A 17,127-nucleotide genomic window follows, 5' to 3' on the forward strand; every position below is an offset into this window, starting at 1 on the left:
GCCAATGTGTAGCGAAAATACCATTCTGGAAGTTGGAGTTACTGCTGAATAGTTGGTGATTATTACTTATAAGCTCTGCGGTCTATTTCGTCTTTTAAAGGCTGTCCAATTTCCATTCGGTCAGTTCACTTGCCATCAAAATTCCTAGTTAAATATAATTTTTTTGATACGATATAACATTAAATTATACTTGGGCAATATAGCCGTAATTTATTTCATAAGGCATTAATTAATTGTTTTGATGGTATCTCTTGTGAAGTGATTCTCATATTTTTGCGGAAAAATATTTATTACTTTGGCATTTTATAACGATTGTAAATTTGTCATCGAATCCCACTCAGGTTTAAGGGTTATCGCTGAGGATAGTATTTCTTAAGCCGTTATACGTTGGTACCAACAAGAAGCGTTGGTACCAATTTCGTTCTAGCTGACTAAATGATCTTATATTCAGTGAATATATTTGGCCAAGGCGAAATGGCTTAGGAGTAACTAATCTCAAAATATTTTTATTTTGGAATAAATATAACTTCAGAGAAACTATAGTAATGAAATTATTATTAAATACATTTTTGCAAAAGACGGTTCTAACAAGTGCATTTTCGCTACTATGTACTGCGTCTTTCGCTACCTATGCGGAAGAGGCGGACAACGCGCTAATGACTGATCGAATAATCGTAAAGTACAAAGAAAATGCTAAGGTAGGACGAGCATCTATCATGGCTAAGGAGACGGTAGACAAAGCCTCCCGCCATGCCGGCCACAAACTACGTCACCTGCGCCGTATGGCTACTGGTGCACAGGTAATGCGTTTAGAAGGTCGAAAAAATAGAGCTGAAGTAAATGCAATTATCGATCGCCTGAGGCAAGACCCGGATGTGGAGTACGCAGAACCAGATCTGATCTTGAAAGCAGTGGCTGTACCTAATGACCCAAGTTACCTCAATCAGTGGCACTACTATGAATCTACCGGTGGCTTGAACCTTCCATCAGCCTGGGATACCACTGCGGGTAACGGGGCTGTGGTCGCAGTACTCGATACCGGTTATCGACCCCATGCAGACCTGGCAGCCAACATTTTACCGGGCTACGACATGATCGATGATACCTTCGTTTCTGTAGATGGCGATGGTCGCGATAGTGATGCCACAGATCCAGGTGATTGGTATAGCTCTGGTACTTGTGGCGATAGCTCCTCAAGCAACAGTAGCTGGCACGGTACCCATGTTGCCGGCACTATCGCTGGCATTACCAACAATAACCTTGGTATCGCTGGAGTCGCCTACGAGGCCAAGATCGTTCCTGTACGTGTGCTCGGCCGTTGCGGTGGCTATACGTCAGATATTGCTGACGGCATCATTTGGGGCGCTGGCGGTTCTGTCAGTGGCCTGCCAACCAATGCAAATCCCGCCGACGTTCTCAATCTCAGTCTCGGCGGCAGCGGAAGTTGTGGCACTACCACACAAAATGCAATCGACACTGCTCGCGGTCTCGGTGCGACGGTTGTTGTAGCCGCTGGCAATAGCAATGCTAACGCAAGCCAATTTACTCCTGCCAACTGTGATGGGGTGATCTCAGTGGCTGCGACTAATCGCAGTGGTGGTCGTGCTTACTACTCTAACTACGGTAATGTGGTGGATGTTGCCGCGCCGGGTGGAGCTCAGAGCTTCGCAAATGACTCCGATGGCGTCCTCTCCACCTATAACAATGGTGCTACTGACCCCGGCAGTGATAGTTACTATTACATCCAGGGTACTAGCATGGCTGCACCCCATGTGGCCGGTGCTGCGGCATTGCTCTACTCTGTAGACCCTACCTTGACCCCAGATGAAGTTGAGTCAATCCTCACCAGTACCGCTCGGAACTTCCCGGCTTCTTGCAGCAGCTGTGGTTCAGGTATTGTCGATGCAGCAGCGGCCGTAGCCATGGCCAATGGTGGCGGCAGTGGCGGTAACGAAGGTGGAGAGCTCGAAAATGGTGTTGCTGAGACTGGTATCGAGGGTAACAGTGGTGATGAAATTAACTTCACCCTAGAAGTGCCTAACAACGCTACAGACTTGTCTTTTGTAATGTCCGGTGGAAGCGGCGATGCTGACCTCTATGTTCGCCATGGCAGCGCTCCGACTACCAGTAATTATGACTGCCGCCCATGGACTTCGGGTAACAACGAAACCTGTGAGATCGCTGACTCTGAATTAGAGGGCGGAACCTATCACGTTATGATACATGGCTATAGCTCCTTCTCTAACGTAAGCCTCGTAGGCAGCTATACCGAGGGCGGTGACGGCGGTGGTAGTGACAGCTGGGAAGAAACAGATCTTTCCGGTTCCCCAAACAGCTGGCAGCACTTCACTGTTGAGGTTGATAGCGGAGCTTCAACGCTGAGTGCCGTAATGTCTGGTGGCAGTGGGGATGCAGACCTCTACGTCCGTTTCGGCCAAGAACCCACCCGCACAGTGTATGACTGCCGTCCTTACGAGTGGGGTAATGATGAAAGCTGCAGCATCAGTAATCCAGGCGCAGGTACCTGGTATATCAGTATTCGAGGTTACTCTGACTACTCTGGCGTTTCTCTGAGTGCTAGTACTGAGTAAATGGGCCAACTCCCACTCGACAGGTTCCTGTGGGGTGGATAGATAGCTGTTCTACTCAAATAATGCCAGTCAGTTAAGCTGACTGGCATTTTCTTTTAACACGTTGATCTCTGCAGAATCCTTTGCCAGTTATATTGCCGGCAATATCACCAATTCTGTGATGATCATTTCCACTGCTCGATTAAAGCTCGTTTTATCAGAGTGAATTAACTTCAAGCTCCAGCCTTTTCTTTAAAGTAGATAAATTTTCGAAAAGTATTTTGCAGCCTTTCTGTGCACAGTGATTGGAAAGCCCTTAGTTATCTCTATATCGGTGCAAAGACAGATAAATAAGTTTGTTTAGGTGGAGGCTGTCACAAGAATAGAAAGAGGCCGACAATCAGCCAAGAAGGATGCATCGGTTGCCACTACTATCCCTGTGGACAAAATTGAAACATTGGTACTAATTTTGTCTCGATATCCAGCCATGACTTGCTCAGGCATATATCTTGCGTAAACCCTAATGTGCCCTGTCACAACAGGGACATTGGTACTAATGGTTAGGATGTCACACCCCGTCGGCTAAATCATCATGGAGAGATAACAATAATGAAGTCACTATTGAAAAAATCCACTCTAGCAGGTGTGTTTTCACTTCTATGTACAGGCTCCTTCGCCACCCAAATGGATAACATAAGTAGTTCACCAACAACTGACCGGATCATTGTGAAATACAAGCAGGATTCCACGATCGGGCGGTCAGCGAGTATGACTCAGGAAACCGTGGATAAGGCCTCTCGCCGTGCCGGCTACAATTTGCGCCACTTGCGGCGCATGGCGACGGGTGCACAAGTCATGCACCTGGGGAGCCGAAAAAGCCAAGCCGAGATCAACCTGATAATCAACCGCCTAAAGCAAGACCCCAATATTGAGTACGCTGAGCCCGACTTGATGATGCATCCTATGGCGGTCCCAAATGACCCCAGCTATTACGACCAGTGGCACTACTTTGAAGCTGATGGCGGACTGAATTTGCCCGGAGCCTGGGATATAACTCAGGGGGAGGGCGTGGTAGTAGCAGTTATTGATACCGGTTATCTCGCTCACTCAGACCTCATGGACAACTTGCTACCTGGGTACGACATGATTTCGGATTCCGATATCGCTGTAGATGGGGATGGCCGTGATAGTGATGCCAGTGATCCCGGGGATTGGTATACCGATAGTTACTGCGGAAACCCACTGTATCCCGAGTTTGATAGCAGCTGGCATGGGACTCATGTGGCCGGCACCATTGCTGCCGTCACCAACAACAATATGGGCATCGCTGGGATAGCCCATAAAGCAAAAGTGCTCCCCGTTCGAGTACTCGGCCGCTGCGGCGGTTACACTTCTGATATTGCTGATGGCATTGTCTGGAGCGCTGGCGGCTCGGTTAGTGGTGCACCAGCCAATGAAACTCCGGCTCAAGTGTTGAACTTGAGCCTGGGGGGCTTTGGCCTCTGTGGAAGCACAACTCAAAGTGCCATTAATACGGCCCGTAGCCTGGGCGCTACCGTTGTTGTTGCGGCGGGTAACTCTGGGCGGAATGCCTTCTGGTTTTCGCCAGCTAACTGTTCAGGAGTTATTACAGTATCCGCAACCAACCGCTCCGGTGGGCTTGCTTACTACTCCAACTACGGCAATGTGGTCGATGTCGCTGCCCCCGGAGGTGAAACTAATTCGGTGGAATCCGATGGCGTTCTCTCTACATTAAACAGCGGAGTGCGAACTCCCGGTAGTGATAGCTTCGCATACTATGCCGGTACCAGCATGGCCGCTCCACATGTTGCCGGTACAGCTGCACTTATATATTCAGTCAAGCCCGATGTTACACCAGATGAGGTTGAATCCATTCTCACCAGTACAGCCCGAAGCTTTACGGGCTCTTGTCGGCGCTGTGGATCAGGCATTGTTGATGCGGCGGCAGCCGTTGAGGCCGCTATAGAGAATTGAATTGTAGAAAGGAGTTAGTTTTATAAAAGACCGGCACCTCGTCGGTCTTTTACGCTTTTCCACTAAAGGAGCTAGCCAAGTACAGCGGAGAGGTTAATATTCATCCTTGCTCCCATGCGGGAAATGGATCATTCAATGTCGCCCAGTATTCTTTGCCTCGTAGCACTTCGTCCACGCTTAGCAGGCAATCATCAAGCGCTTTTGTCATACTGGTTTGATTCAGACTCTGGCCAATAAATACTAGTTCTTGCCGCATATCACCAAAGGGTTCTACCCATTGCTTTTCAATGGAGTTGCGATAATTTTCGTCAGTGGGCCAGTTTTCCTTGGGCACAGCTTTCCAGAACATCCCAGCGAACCCATAGTGGGCAATGCCTCCCGCCTGACTCCATTCGCCCGCAAACTCAGGGCGGGACGCCAGCCAAAAATACCCTTTGGAACGAATTAACTTGCCGTGCCTCTCAGTATTGTGCAGAAATTGATGAAATTTTTCTGGATGGAAGGGGCTACGTGCTTCGTAGCTGAAACTGCTAATGCCATACTCTTCAGTTTCAGGAATATGCTCACCTCGCATCTCTTTAAGCCAACCAGGTGCTTGCTGCGCGCGCTCGAAGTCAAATAAGCCGGTACTTAAAACCTCGTCAATATTGACTTGCCCTTGAGAGATCGGAACTATTTTTGCCTGCGTGTTTAGAGTTCGCAGAATGGCCTCTAGGCGCTCAACATCAGAAGGGCCAGCTAAATCCGTTTTACTTATCAGAATGACATCTGCGAACTCGACCTGGTCGATCAGCAAATCAGTTACACTGCGTTCGTCGTCTTCGCCTAATGATTCACCAGCATCCTGTAAAAATACTGCCTCGTCATAGTCCTTTAAAAAATTGACTGCATCGACCACCGTCACCATTGTGTCCAAACTGGCAACATCAGAGAGAGAAACACCATTTTCGTCGGCAAAAGTGAAGGTTTCTGCAACGGGTAAGGGTTCAGAAATCCCCGTTGATTCAATAACGAGATAATCAAACCGTCCTTCCTGCGCAAGCTTAGTGACTTCCTCCAGAAGGTCTTCCCGCAGAGTGCAGCAAATACAGCCATTACTCATTTCAACAAGCTTCTCCTCACTACGGTTAAGAGAAACTTCGCTCTGTACTTTCGTCGAATCGATATTGATTTCACTCATATCATTGACGATTACAGCAACTTTTTTGCTTTCGCGATTGTTCAGTATGTGGCTAAGTACGGTAGTTTTACCGGCACCTAGAAAACCTGAAAGGACGGTGACTGGGAGTTTGTTTGTATGTGCCATTAGCCTCTCCGCACTCTGCGTATTCATCCATGTGTACTAGGTTAATTGGATGTTGAGCAATGATATATCGTATCTTTTTTGGGTCAAGCTATTTCATTTATATGAGGGTAGGGCGGTAGTATTACCGCTCCTCTTTTACCCGCTTACTTCGCCCACTTTCATGTCGCTCTCGCATGTCGGAATCAATATAGCGATCGGTCGTAGCCATACTTGCATGTCCCGCATCATCGCGCACATGCTCGCGGGGGCGGTACTTCACATCTTCAGAAATACCCGTATGGCGGAGCCAGTGCACAGTGGCAGCCTTAAGGTCTTCAGCATCTTCCCCTAAGCCTTCTTCAACCATCCGTTGGTGGGCAGCATCAAAGCAGTTTTGAACAATCAGGCGAACCTGTCGGGTACTGGTAACCGGTCCCTTGCCACGGGACTTGTGCACCAGAGGTGTCTGCTCATTAATGCTGGGCAGAGCAGGGAGCTGCAAATAATTTCTGTAGCGCTTCAAGGCCTTCAACATTTGGTCGCAAACAGTGATCGCCCGGCCTTTGTTACCTTTACCTGTAACGTGAAACCACCAGTTTCCGTCGCGATCTTTCTTGAAATCACCCATAACTGGTGCCGATCTTTCATCTGCAACCAATTCAGAGATTCGCAAATACATAGCGAATAGGGCGTTCATAATGAATAAAGTTCGCTCGTGATCAGTTGGTGATGTCTCGGCCATGATCTCAGCAGTCTCCAGGACATAGTCCCACTGCAAGTTGCTGATTCGGCGCACAACCTGGCTTTGTTGCTCACGTCGAACAAACTTACTTTTCTGGCGAATCAGTGCCACAGGATTGGCTGGAACCAAGCCTTCTTGATAGAGAAAATCGAAGAAGGATGATAATGCAGTGAAGATGCATTTGATCGCTGCCTGGGATGGCCGAAACTCCTTGGGGGAAGCCGTCTTGCCAGTACGAAACTCAACCTTGGACACACTGACTACGAATGGCCGCCAATCGGCATTCACAACGCGCTCGCCATTCTGTGTTTTGAATCTGGCAACATTCTTAGTTCCAATCCAGGCAATTGGCGGCTCAATGCAAAACTGTACAAACTCCTCAATATGTTCGCGCTTCAGAGTCATTATTGAAACTTCTTCAATGCGCCACGCCCATTGCAGCAAGCGCTCAAGTTCACGGCGGTAGCTGTTAAACGTTGCCTGGCTACCGTTGTAGCTGTAAAGAAACTTAAGCGTGAACTCCAGATCGGTATTAGCACCAGGAATCTGCTTGCTGAGATAACGGCTAGCTGAAAAGCTGGTGCAGCGGAATGGATTCTCAAGATTGCTCAGGTTGTCGATGATTGGTGCTGGTGGCCGGTTGGAAGCAGACATAGAAATATGGAGTTGTTGTTGGAATGCGGCAAATTATACGGAAAAACGGGCATTTATAAAATATCCGATATTCACAAATATCGGAAATAGCGGGGGTTGTAACAAGCCCTCTAGCTTAGTAACTTCCTTACATCGCCAGCTTAAATCAGCTTTCTGGGCTCTTCTCCTTCTTCATGCTAGAAATCACTAAACGAGTACCGAATTAGATTGACAGCTCAAGGCTAGATTCCAGATGTTACTTCAACGCCACATGATAAAGGTCTTATGACATGGAATATCATCATATTAAATATGAGCAAAATGGCCCTGTAACCATCGTTACTTTTAACCGTCCAGAGGTTAAGAACTGCATTGGTACCCGCGCTCACCGCGAGCTGGTGGATGCTTTCGATCGCTTTCGTACCGATGAGGGAGCTAAAGTTGCGGTAATCACCGGCGCTGGAGATTCTGCATTTTGTGCAGGGGGTGATTTGAAAAGCAATCTTACTGCAACCGAACCCACCAATCACCCAGATCCTGACGTGGCTGTTTTATGTCCAGTAGAACCCGCTGATATTGCCCGGCATAATCGAGGTGAAGCTCCAGGGATTATAGGTCCATCCCGCTGGACCGATATCTATAAGCCTATCATTGCGGCAGTTAATGGAATTGCTTATGCGGGTGGCTTTGAGTGGGCATGTTTTGCCGATATGCGGATTGTAGAAGAACACGCATCCTTTGGAATGACCTGTCGTCGTTGGAATATTGGCTTAGCTGATGGTGGTACTCAGCGTTTGCCGCGTATTGTTGGTATGGGACGAGCGCTGGAGTTAATCATCACGGGAAAAGTTATTAATGCTGAAGAAGCTTATCGCATTGGATTGGCCAACGAAGTGGTGCCAAAGGGAGCCGCATTAGGTCGTGCCGTTGAGTTAGCACAGTATATCTCTACCCTTCCCCAGCCAGCGATTCACTCTGATAAAGAAGCCGCCATTCGTGGTTATGGAAAGGATCTTGATGAAGGTCTACGAATTGAGGCTGAGTGCTTTAACCGATTATTCAGCGACTCTGAATCCAAAGCAGAGCTGTCCGAAGGCTTGAGGCGCTTTAACGAGCGCGATCATCCTGACCGAGTGCGAGGACAAGCCAAAACGCCCGGCATTATTCGTAGCGAAATGGAGTAATTGTGATAAGCCAAAAGAAGGCTGTATTCAAGAGGATATATTGTTTAGGGGCTTAGATACCACGAATATATCTCGGATAAAGTAATGAGGCCCATAGTGGCTATATGGGCCTCATTACTTTGGTGAATCAGTGGGGTTCTTATCGTCACTTTTATGATCTGGACAGGTGCCCTCTTCCTAAGGCCCAGTTTTTATTAGACGCATGAATCGGATACTTGTTGTTTATTTGCTTTTACGCTCAACCATTCGAATCCATATCCTTACTCCAAGCCATTGGCAAAAAAGCATCATCGAGACTGACATTCAGATTGTGGGTAGAGTAATTCGAGAGTACTTTTAGGCTAGTTCCAACTATCACCTCTAGAACCGTCTCTTTCGTATAACCTGCTGCAAGAAACGCCTCAACTTCCTCTTCTGTAGCCCATCCACGTTTCTCATTGATAATGACACTGAATGCTCGGAGCGCTTCGAGTTTAGGGTCATCGAGTGTTTTACCGCTACGCAGCGCCTTGATTACATTTTCATCTACACCGGCCATTTTGCAAACGGCGGTATGCGCAGCCATACAGTAGGTGCAACCGTTTAGGCGGCTGTTTGTCATCAGGATTATCTCTCGCTCCGTTTCGCTCAAGCGAGATTTATCAAATATTCCCATAAGTGTAAGGTAGCTCTCTACCATTACAGGTGATTCGGCCATGGTTGCCATTAGATTGGGTACAAATCCCATTTTCTTTTTAGCGGCTTCTAGAGTTTGCTTAGAGGCTTCTGGTGCGGTTTCAATTGTGTAACGTGTAAAATTGACCATGAGTCTTACCATATAAGTTGGGTTTTACGGTGCTCGATATCGATTTACATTGAGTGCTTCCACCTCTTTGGCACTAGTCAGCGCTAAAGAGGTGGAGGTGTTTACATACTATGCAGTTGTAGACTGACTCAGCTTTTCAAGTACGGGAAATAAGTCGCTGGGTTCGGGGCGACGCGTATAGTCAGGATTCACCTCCGCATATGCGATTGTTCCATCGGTATCTATGACATATCTTGCTGGCATAGGTAAGTTCCACGCGCCGTCACGATGGATGGTCGGGAGTTCGACTTTGAACACCTTGTGGAACTCAATTACATAAGGTTGTAGTGTCCAGCGGATACCAAACTTTTCAGCAAGCTTTCCACTTTGATCAGTCAGAATTGGGAAGCTTAGCTTGTTATCTCTCTGAGATTTGCGGCTTTCAGCGGGTCCTTGCATGGAAATAGCAACCAGGGTTGCGCCACGCGCTTTGATCTCTGCAGCAACTTCTTCTAACGCTTGCAGCTCAATATTGCAGTAAGGGCACCACACGCCTCGATAGAACGTTAGAATAACGGGCCCTTTAGCAAGGAGTTCTTCCAGGACAACGTCATTACCTTCTGAATCTGGCAGTGTAAAGTATGGGACTTTCTCCCCTACTTTAATCGAAAGTTCAACTTGGCCACTAGCAGCCAATTCCTTGGATGATCTGGCAAAGGCTTCAAATGCTCCTTCTGGGGCCTGTTGCTTAAATACTTCTTTGAAAGCATCTAGTTTGTCTTGAAGGGACATAACCTATTCCTCTAATGGTTTAAAGTTTGGAAGCGCGAGCTTTGGGTAAGCCTTCGGTGGGCCAAAAGGCGACTTGCCTAACTCTCTAATTGGCCTCTATGCAGGTACTTACGCCAAACTACTATTGGGAAGATTAGTTACTTTGATTTGCGCTATAAACATGCTATTTTGAAACTCATTGTATCCATTAGGGACACAATCTGTGTTTCAACAAGCCCATTTGAACGAAATAGTCGTATTTATTGCCGTAGCCGAACACGGCAGCTTTACAAAAGCGGCGGCATCATTGAACTCAACCAAATCAGGCACCGGTAAGGCAGTTAAGAAGCTTGAGGAGGAATTGGGTCTTAAGCTATTCAACAGAACCACACGAAGTATCAGGCTTACAGAAGAAGGCAAAATATTTCTAGATGCCGCAAAACATGCGTTAGAAACAATCAATGAGGCCAGGCTTTTGCTGCATGCCAGGAAGGATGAGCCTGCCGGACGATTGCGTATCAATTTGCCAATAGGCATAGGCCGAAATATTGTCAGTGCTTTGAAGGGGTTCACGCAGTTGCATCCCAAGGTTACGGTCGAGGTCTCTCTTTCAGATAGCCTGGAGGACGCTATTAAAGGTGAATGGGATGTCGTTGTTAGAATTGGCGAACTAGAGGATAGTTCTTTTATTGCAAAAACATTATGCGGATCTAGACGTATCTTGTGTGCTTCGCCTGAATATCTTTCACAGAAAGGTAAACCTAAGACTTTGGAAGAACTGAGAGAGCATGATGCTCTTGTTTTCAGAGCGCCTACTGGAAAAGTAAGAGCTTGGTCATTTCGAGAAAATGATGACTCAATTACTGAGTTCTCCCCTTCCCCGCTGGCAATTTTCAGAGATGGGCGAACACTGATAGATGCAGTAGTCGCTGGTATGGGTATTGCTCAGGTATATGATACTGCTCTCGGTTCTTCTATTCAGACTGGCGAAGTTATTGAGTTGTTTCCTGGGAAAGTAGTACCCGGTCCACCGGTTAGTGCACTGATTCCCAGTGGTAGAGCGATGCCTGCGAAAACGAGAGTTTTTATCGAATTTCTACAAAGTGTGCTGAATTAGGCTTTAGGGTGTCAGGTGAAATTGCAGGAAATTTTCATCGAGAGAACCCCCTATCTAGTTCTAGAAAGGGGGAGATTGGTTGAGGAAAACCTTCTGCTTGTTAAGTCTAGGCCTTTCGCTAGGCTATGCTTTTAAGAGTTGGTTTGTCCTTTTCTAGCTGTGGTGCTGAGTCTGCAAAAACATGCAGGAAAGTCGTAGGATTTGGGCGTCTGCGATAATTGTCGGTCTCGTCTCCGAATAGAACCTTGCCACCTTCATCCAATGCTATCACCGTGGCCATAACGGTATCCTCAGGGTACCCAGGCATTCCTGCAGGGGAACCGCCAATATCTTCAATGCCTAGAGCTTTAGCACCCATTAGGTTGTCATCTTGAAGAATTTCAAAATGACCAGGAAGGTCAAGCTTGTCGGCTAACTTCCTTGAGTTATCGTAGCCTTGGTTAGAGATAAACTTCACCTTCACATCATATTGCTTAAGTGCCTCAGCATATTTCTTCACTTCTTTTAACTGGTTCATACAAAATGGGCACCAGTTGGCTCTAAAGAACACTAATAGTGTTTTAGATTCGTCAAAAGAAGTGGAGGACACACCCGATTTATCTAATCGATTAAAGTTCATTTCAGGCAGTTTTTGGCCTTTTGATATGGCTTTGCTCTTTTTACGGTTGTAGACGGAGAATGACCAGATATACCAGTGAAGGGATAGGAAGCCCAGAGCAGCAGCTGCAATAGGAATGTATAGAGACAAGGACATTGGAGCCTGGTTCGAATAAGTTGAATAAGCAACCAATGCAACTCCTATAAAGTTAACGGCTTGAATAACTGGTAATCTTTCTGACGTTCTTGAAATGCTGAACACATTTGTCAAGACCATCAAGAAAAATGGTAAAGGCAAGGTCGCTAAAAGTGCGCCGACCCAAACCGGATCGCCGCCAGACATATAGATCATGATGCCGGACCCTACTCCGCCAAGCATGTTTAATAGAATCATTGGTAAAATAAGTTTTGCTTTCATTTCAAGCTCCTGAAGTGTTGGGTTAATGTCCAAAACTTGCGATCTATCCTAGTACATCACATTGACTCAATAATTAGTTCAAATAGAGAAACAATGTTGCGAAAATGGATACAATCGGATTTATTTTATCGATCTATTAGTAGTGGCTGACATGAGTAACTTACACCCAGTTCTAGCAGGAATTTAGTATTTCTTAACAAATAAGGGAGCGAATAAGCTGGAGGAAGGTGTAAAGATGTGGACTAAATCAGACCAAATCTGACAGATCGTCTTGAATAAGAAGGGTTTACCGGTTTTGATGAAAGTGCCTAAAGCTAAAAGCAAAACCAAGGATAAACCCCATGATCCATACTAATGATCGCATCATCAAACATTAACTGCTAGGTGATTTCGATTGCAATACCACTCCAAACGTAACTATGCGCCCCACCGTTTTGATAACGCAACGTTCGCCATCCAACATCATTTCTCCAAACTGGTTGAGCTTCATTCGGGTTATAATATTTGACTGTGGTCCCATCCTTGGCAACCAGGATATTATGGAAACCTATTTCTGCAGTAGACACAGGGGAAGGGCCTTGAAACATCATAAAAGCGCAATTGTAATAGGTGTCGGTAAGTAAGTTTCTCGGCATTACCCCATCACTATTTGGCTGAATGAGATTTGTAAACAACGCATTATAATCAGCTGTATTGGTCGCCTGTGCGAGTTGAAGGCATACGTTTTTCTGCTGTGCGTCATATAGAATCCGACTATTTCGTCCAGGGCACTGGTTATTCACATAGGCTCGCACACGCATCGGCGAGCTATTGTTGTCCGCCACTAAGGGATGGTCACCACCGTTTGGCATAGGAGGTAGGTCCGCATTCTGCCATTTGATGGCGGGCCACAGAGTGTCTTCCACAAAACTCTGTGGCCTTGGCGCACGGATATCAAATCCTGATACTGCGATCTCGGTGCAGTGAGCGGCGCAAGAATTGCCGTTCTGACTCGGTAAAGTTTTAAGATTCAACATCAAAATTTCCTTTTTTGTTGTGTCTGATGGTGAGAGTAGTGAATCCAGTGTACCAATTTGATAGGCATAATATATATAACGGAGTGGAAAAGAATAATACGAGTTATTACGTAATCCTCTCCTCGATAATGCTGATTGGCTGTAACAAAATTGAATTGATTACGGCGATGCTGATCGTTGTAACAGCTAACGAATTTCTGTGCTCAGGCCCTGGCATTTCGTACATTTTTGCTTGTAGTGCATTACCTGCATTACCCGGCAGAGCAACCTCACTTGAAAGCTGCCTTGCTGAACCTTAATAATGCTGTACTTTATTTCATTTGTTTCACAAAGAAAGCGCCGGCCTTTTTTAAGATTTCCTTCTCTATCCGTAACTGCTTACTTTCTCGTCGTAATCGATATAATTTCGAAAATTTCACTCAGAGTGCAGTCAAACTAAAGTAACTCATTCTTGAGTAAGTAGCGGCTGCGATGGATTGAGGCGATGATTCCTTGCGGAAGATCTATGTTTACAAAACAAGGGTTTTCATCGTTATTTTGAAAAATGAGCTTAATTAAGCTTCTGGATGTTTAATGTAATAAGGGAGCAATCCAAAGGCCATCTGGTGCTGGCTATGTTGTTTGATCCAAAGGTTCCTGGAAGTCAGTAAAGCTCAGTTATACAACTTAATCCTTAACAGACGAGTCTATATTTTTATTGGATTCTAAGCTTCAACATTATTCTCTATTATATGTCGTATTAACTAATATATCGTTGAGCCCAGGCTCCAATAACATTGCCGACATATTCAGCATCTGATTTCTTCATAAGTAAGTGATCGGCTTTATCTAAGGAAATAAAACTTTTTGGATGGTGCGCAGCGCTAAATATTTTTGCAGCATGATCAATGGAAACAGTGCTGTCTAGTGGTGAATGCATAACTAGTAAAGCTTTCCTTAATTCCTTAAGGTTAACCAAGATGTCTGCTTCATTTATATCGTCGATAAACTGCTTTTTAAGTGTAAACTCTCGGCCAGCAAGCACCACTTTTGCCTGTCCTGTTTTATTGATGTTATCGAGCTCATCTTTAAACATATGTTGGATATGTTTAACATCACTTGGAGCGGCTATAGTAACAACAGCTTTAGCTGTCTTTAGCATACCAGCGGCTTTTAATACGGCAGCACCACCAAAACTATGCCCAATTAGCAATTTTGGTGCTTCAAAGCGGTTTTCAATTTCATTGTAAGCACTAAGCAAGTCTTCAACATTAGATGAAAAGTTAGTATTGGAAAAATCTCCATCACTGTTACCTAACCCAGTGAAATCAAATCTTAATACTGATATTCCTTTGCTAGTCAATGATTTGCTAATAGCGCTCGCAGCAATGATATCTTTTGAGCATGTGAAACAATGTGCAAAAATTGCATAGGCCTTTGGGTTCCCGGTGGAATTCTCTAATTTACCCTTTAATTCTACATCGTCACGATTTTGGAAATTAAATTCCATAATATTATCCAATATATATTGATGGATCACTTCAACTTTTCAGCACACTTCTTCACTTCTTTTAACTGGTTCATATTGAGGTAAAGACGCCCCATTGTCCGCTCCAGTTACTTCAACCATTGCATGGACCTACAAAGCCGCATTCGACTTTGCCAAAGTAATTAATGCTCGTATCGCCTTCTATCCGAATCAAGTGGTAACCGAAAAGGTTGAGGCCGTATCATGACATTATAAAAATTGGTGATTACACCGGTATAAGATAGATGGCTATTTGAACTATATCAATCAATCCATATGACTGCTTGAATATAGGAATTCCACGGATTTCCGTGAAGGCCTAATGCCCTTAAAGAAAATAGAAACTTTGCGATTTGTTATACTTCTCCACCTTTCTGCAAGCACTTGTAGCGAAGGATCACCCCGCCCGATTTAAGGGCGTCCGCCCGCATGAGTTCGAAATTCTTCTGGATGGCGTCAGCTTTGAAGAGAGGTGAGCCTGCTCCAAGCACGATGGGTGCAAGGCATATCCTGTATTCGTCTACCAAGCCCCTTGCGAGCAGAGTATCTACAAGGTCTGCGCTTCCGAAAACGAAGATATCTCTCTTCCCTGTCTCCCTCTTCAGCGCGCGAACATGTTCGCCGGCCTCGCCTTTTAAAAGGCGAGTGTTTGACCAATCGGCGCTTTCAAGTGTGCGCGTGATGACAGCTTTCTCAAGTGAGTTCATCATGTCCGCAACCGCCCCCGTTTCATTCCTCCAATGACTGGCCATCCCCTCATAGGTGCAGCGTCCAAACAACAAGGTGCCGATTTCATCGCCCTGCTGAAGAGAGAAAGCTTCTAACTCGTCGCCCCACACTGTTCCGTGATGGTCCAACGCCCAGGGCGCAGTGCCTTCAAAGTACCCGTCCAACGTCATCACATTCCAAACAACTAAACGCCTCATATCCTGTTTCTCCTAAACAAGCGATTGAGTAGATGAATTCTTCCCTTTGTAGCTGGATGATGTGTGGCAGGCACCCGTATTAGCCATATTCGTTGTGTCTACGCCACCAATGATATGGCTGTGTCTGCTGAGTGCCGTCGGGAGCCGCTTCCCAGTTTTCCTGGCGGCCGAGCGGTGTGATATCCAAAAGAGTCCACACCGTGCCAAGTGTTTCGACACCTCGACCGTTAGTGAAATAGGTTCGATAGAGGTCCTCTCCATCGCGATAGAAAACGTTGATGCCAAATCCGGTAGCCACATCGAAATCAGCGTTGAAGCTGTCCTTGGTTTCATACCAGGGGATGGCCCAACCCATACGTTTCTGGAATGCCTCTATCTCAACGATCGGCGCTTTTGACACAAAGACGAGAGAGGTGTCTCGGGCATGTAGATGGGCAAGATGAGGAATCTGATCGGCGACCATGCAGCAGCCTTCGCACGGGCTGGGATCAGCGGGCTTCAACATATGGTGGTAAACGATGAGTTGTGAATGGTCATCGAACAAGTCAGCCAGAGTCGCAGTGCCTCCTGGACCCGTAAAGGCATAATTTTGTTCGATCTTCACCCAACCCGAATACCGTCGTTTCTCTGCCAGCCGGTCGTGCGCTCGGGTCAGCTCCTTTTCTGCTTTGCGGAGTTCAGCGAGTTCATCCTTCCAGGCCTCCGGTGACAGGATCTGCCGGACTACTCCGGAGATCTCCTTAGTTTTCCTGCTCTGAATTAAAGCCATAATCAGCTCCAGATTTTGAGTTAAGTTGAGGAGAGTAATTCCCCATGAACTCATACTTCCTCGGCGGCTGCCTCTATCGTGGCGATATCGATCTTACTCATGGACATCATCGCCCTAAAGGCACGCTTCGCTTTGTCACGATCAGAGTTCGTTGTCAGATCCAGAAGCTGTCTTGGTGTAATTTGCCACGAGTGGCCCCAGTGATCCTTGCACCAACCACAGGCGCTTTCTTGTCCACCATTACTGATGATCGCCTCCCAGTAGCGGTCGGTTTCTTCCTGATTCTCGGTGACAACCATGAAACTAACGGATTCATTTGGCCTGAAACTCGGGCCTCCGTTCACGCCAATAAACTTGCGCCCGAGTACGGTAAATTCGACAGTCAGTTCACTGCCTTCCTGACCGCCAGGGTAGTCGGTCACCGCTTGATTGACTCGATCGACATGACTATCTGGAAAAGTTGCGGCGTAGAATTCCGCCGCCTTCTTTGCTTCGCCATAGTCAAACCACAGGCAGTTTACGAGTTCGGTCATATGTATTCTCCTATGCATTGGACAGTATGCGGTCTCTTCACCGTCAGCTTTGAAGGTTGCTGCAATGCGCTCCATATCGTAACTGCGCCCTGGTTCAGGTTCGATAAAGACCCCTGCCCCTTCGGTATTTGTGATGAATGGCGGTCTCGGTACCCTCTCGAGGAGGATGTTCTGTTACCTCACTCAGCATGATAAATATCGTCTAGAACTGCTTAGCCAAGTCTGCGCTATGCCAAAGGTTGCTCTGGATCGATGCGAGTTGTTCATCGATACTTCGTTT

General features: G+C 46.4%; 14 protein-coding genes and 1 pseudogene. 4 read left to right on the top strand and 11 right to left on the bottom strand.

Annotated elements, in window-relative coordinates; translation table 11 throughout:
- Positions 1 to 656: 656 nt before the first annotated feature.
- Together ACJJIT_RS09055 and ACJJIT_RS09060 are read left to right on the top strand one after the other, a co-directional pair.
- Positions 657 to 2,591, top strand: coding sequence for a S8 family peptidase (locus ACJJIT_RS09055; RefSeq protein ID WP_444900732.1), 1,935 nt, complete (start codon positions 657 to 659; stop codon positions 2,589 to 2,591).
- A 747-nt stretch (positions 2,592 to 3,338) separates the two neighbouring features.
- The gene (locus tag ACJJIT_RS09060) at positions 3,339 to 4,565 is read left to right on the top strand and encodes a S8 family peptidase (RefSeq protein ID WP_444900733.1); all 1,227 of its coding nucleotides are present in this window, start codon (positions 3,339 to 3,341) and stop codon (positions 4,563 to 4,565) included.
- 100 nt (positions 4,566 to 4,665) lie between these two features.
- Here ACJJIT_RS09060 and zigA read toward each other — a convergent pair whose 3' ends face one another.
- Both zigA and ACJJIT_RS09070 read right to left on the bottom strand, forming a co-directional pair.
- Complete coding sequence (gene zigA / locus ACJJIT_RS09065) at positions 4,666 to 5,871, bottom strand: zinc metallochaperone GTPase ZigA (RefSeq protein WP_444886213.1); 1,206 nt, start codon at positions 5,869 to 5,871, stop codon at positions 4,666 to 4,668.
- A 121-nt stretch (positions 5,872 to 5,992) separates the two neighbouring features.
- On the bottom strand, positions 5,993 to 7,246 hold the full coding sequence (locus ACJJIT_RS09070; RefSeq protein ID WP_444900734.1) for a tyrosine-type recombinase/integrase: 1,254 nt from the start codon (positions 7,244 to 7,246) through the stop codon (positions 5,993 to 5,995).
- A 269-nt stretch (positions 7,247 to 7,515) separates the two neighbouring features.
- Here ACJJIT_RS09070 and ACJJIT_RS09075 point away from each other — a divergent pair, with 269 nt between their 5' ends.
- On the top strand, positions 7,516 to 8,409 hold the full coding sequence (locus tag ACJJIT_RS09075) for an enoyl-CoA hydratase-related protein (RefSeq protein ID WP_444900735.1): 894 nt from the start codon (positions 7,516 to 7,518) through the stop codon (positions 8,407 to 8,409).
- A gap of 238 nt (positions 8,410 to 8,647) precedes the next feature.
- On the opposite strand, the gene ACJJIT_RS09080 is transcribed toward ACJJIT_RS09075, so the two are convergent.
- Both ACJJIT_RS09080 and ACJJIT_RS09085 read right to left on the bottom strand, forming a co-directional pair.
- Positions 8,648 to 9,214 carry a carboxymuconolactone decarboxylase family protein gene (locus ACJJIT_RS09080; RefSeq protein WP_444900736.1) on the bottom strand — a complete coding sequence of 189 codons (567 nt, stop codon included), beginning with the start codon at positions 9,212 to 9,214 and terminating at the stop codon, positions 8,648 to 8,650.
- Positions 9,215 to 9,322: 108 nt separating this feature from the next.
- Complete coding sequence (locus tag ACJJIT_RS09085; RefSeq protein ID WP_444900737.1) at positions 9,323 to 9,985, bottom strand: peroxiredoxin-like family protein; 663 nt, start codon at positions 9,983 to 9,985, stop codon at positions 9,323 to 9,325.
- A gap of 202 nt (positions 9,986 to 10,187) precedes the next feature.
- Between ACJJIT_RS09085 and ACJJIT_RS09090 the strand changes: the two genes are divergently transcribed.
- Positions 10,188 to 11,081 carry a LysR family transcriptional regulator gene (locus ACJJIT_RS09090; RefSeq protein ID WP_444900738.1) on the top strand — a complete coding sequence of 298 codons (894 nt, stop codon included), beginning with the start codon at positions 10,188 to 10,190 and terminating at the stop codon, positions 11,079 to 11,081.
- A gap of 118 nt (positions 11,082 to 11,199) precedes the next feature.
- Here ACJJIT_RS09090 and ACJJIT_RS09095 read toward each other — a convergent pair whose 3' ends face one another.
- From ACJJIT_RS09095 to ACJJIT_RS09125, 7 genes and pseudogenes are all read right to left on the bottom strand, one after another.
- The gene (locus ACJJIT_RS09095) at positions 11,200 to 12,096 is read right to left on the bottom strand and encodes a TlpA family protein disulfide reductase (protein ID WP_444900739.1); all 897 of its coding nucleotides are present in this window, start codon (positions 12,094 to 12,096) and stop codon (positions 11,200 to 11,202) included.
- Positions 12,097 to 12,476: 380 nt separating this feature from the next.
- Positions 12,477 to 13,112, bottom strand: a complete 636-nt coding sequence (locus ACJJIT_RS09100) for a hypothetical protein (protein WP_252081681.1) — start codon at positions 13,110 to 13,112, stop codon at positions 12,477 to 12,479.
- 243 nt (positions 13,113 to 13,355) lie between these two features.
- A pseudogene (locus tag ACJJIT_RS09105) lies at positions 13,356 to 13,519 on the bottom strand (IS3 family transposase); the annotation flags it as partial.
- Positions 13,520 to 13,851: 332 nt separating this feature from the next.
- Positions 13,852 to 14,601 carry an alpha/beta hydrolase family protein gene (locus ACJJIT_RS09110; protein WP_444900740.1) on the bottom strand — a complete coding sequence of 250 codons (750 nt, stop codon included), beginning with the start codon at positions 14,599 to 14,601 and terminating at the stop codon, positions 13,852 to 13,854.
- Between the two features lie 374 nt (positions 14,602 to 14,975).
- On the bottom strand, positions 14,976 to 15,545 hold the full coding sequence (locus tag ACJJIT_RS09115; protein ID WP_444900741.1) for a dihydrofolate reductase family protein: 570 nt from the start codon (positions 15,543 to 15,545) through the stop codon (positions 14,976 to 14,978).
- A 79-nt stretch (positions 15,546 to 15,624) separates the two neighbouring features.
- Positions 15,625 to 16,314 carry a DUF899 domain-containing protein gene (locus tag ACJJIT_RS09120; RefSeq protein ID WP_444900742.1) on the bottom strand — a complete coding sequence of 230 codons (690 nt, stop codon included), beginning with the start codon at positions 16,312 to 16,314 and terminating at the stop codon, positions 15,625 to 15,627.
- A gap of 50 nt (positions 16,315 to 16,364) precedes the next feature.
- Entirely contained in the window at positions 16,365 to 16,847 is a 483-nt protein-coding gene (locus ACJJIT_RS09125; RefSeq protein WP_444900743.1) for a VOC family protein, read from the bottom strand.
- Positions 16,848 to 17,127: the final 280 nt, after the last annotated feature.

This window comes from Microbulbifer mixtoriginis (SeqCode) (assembly GCF_052467515.1).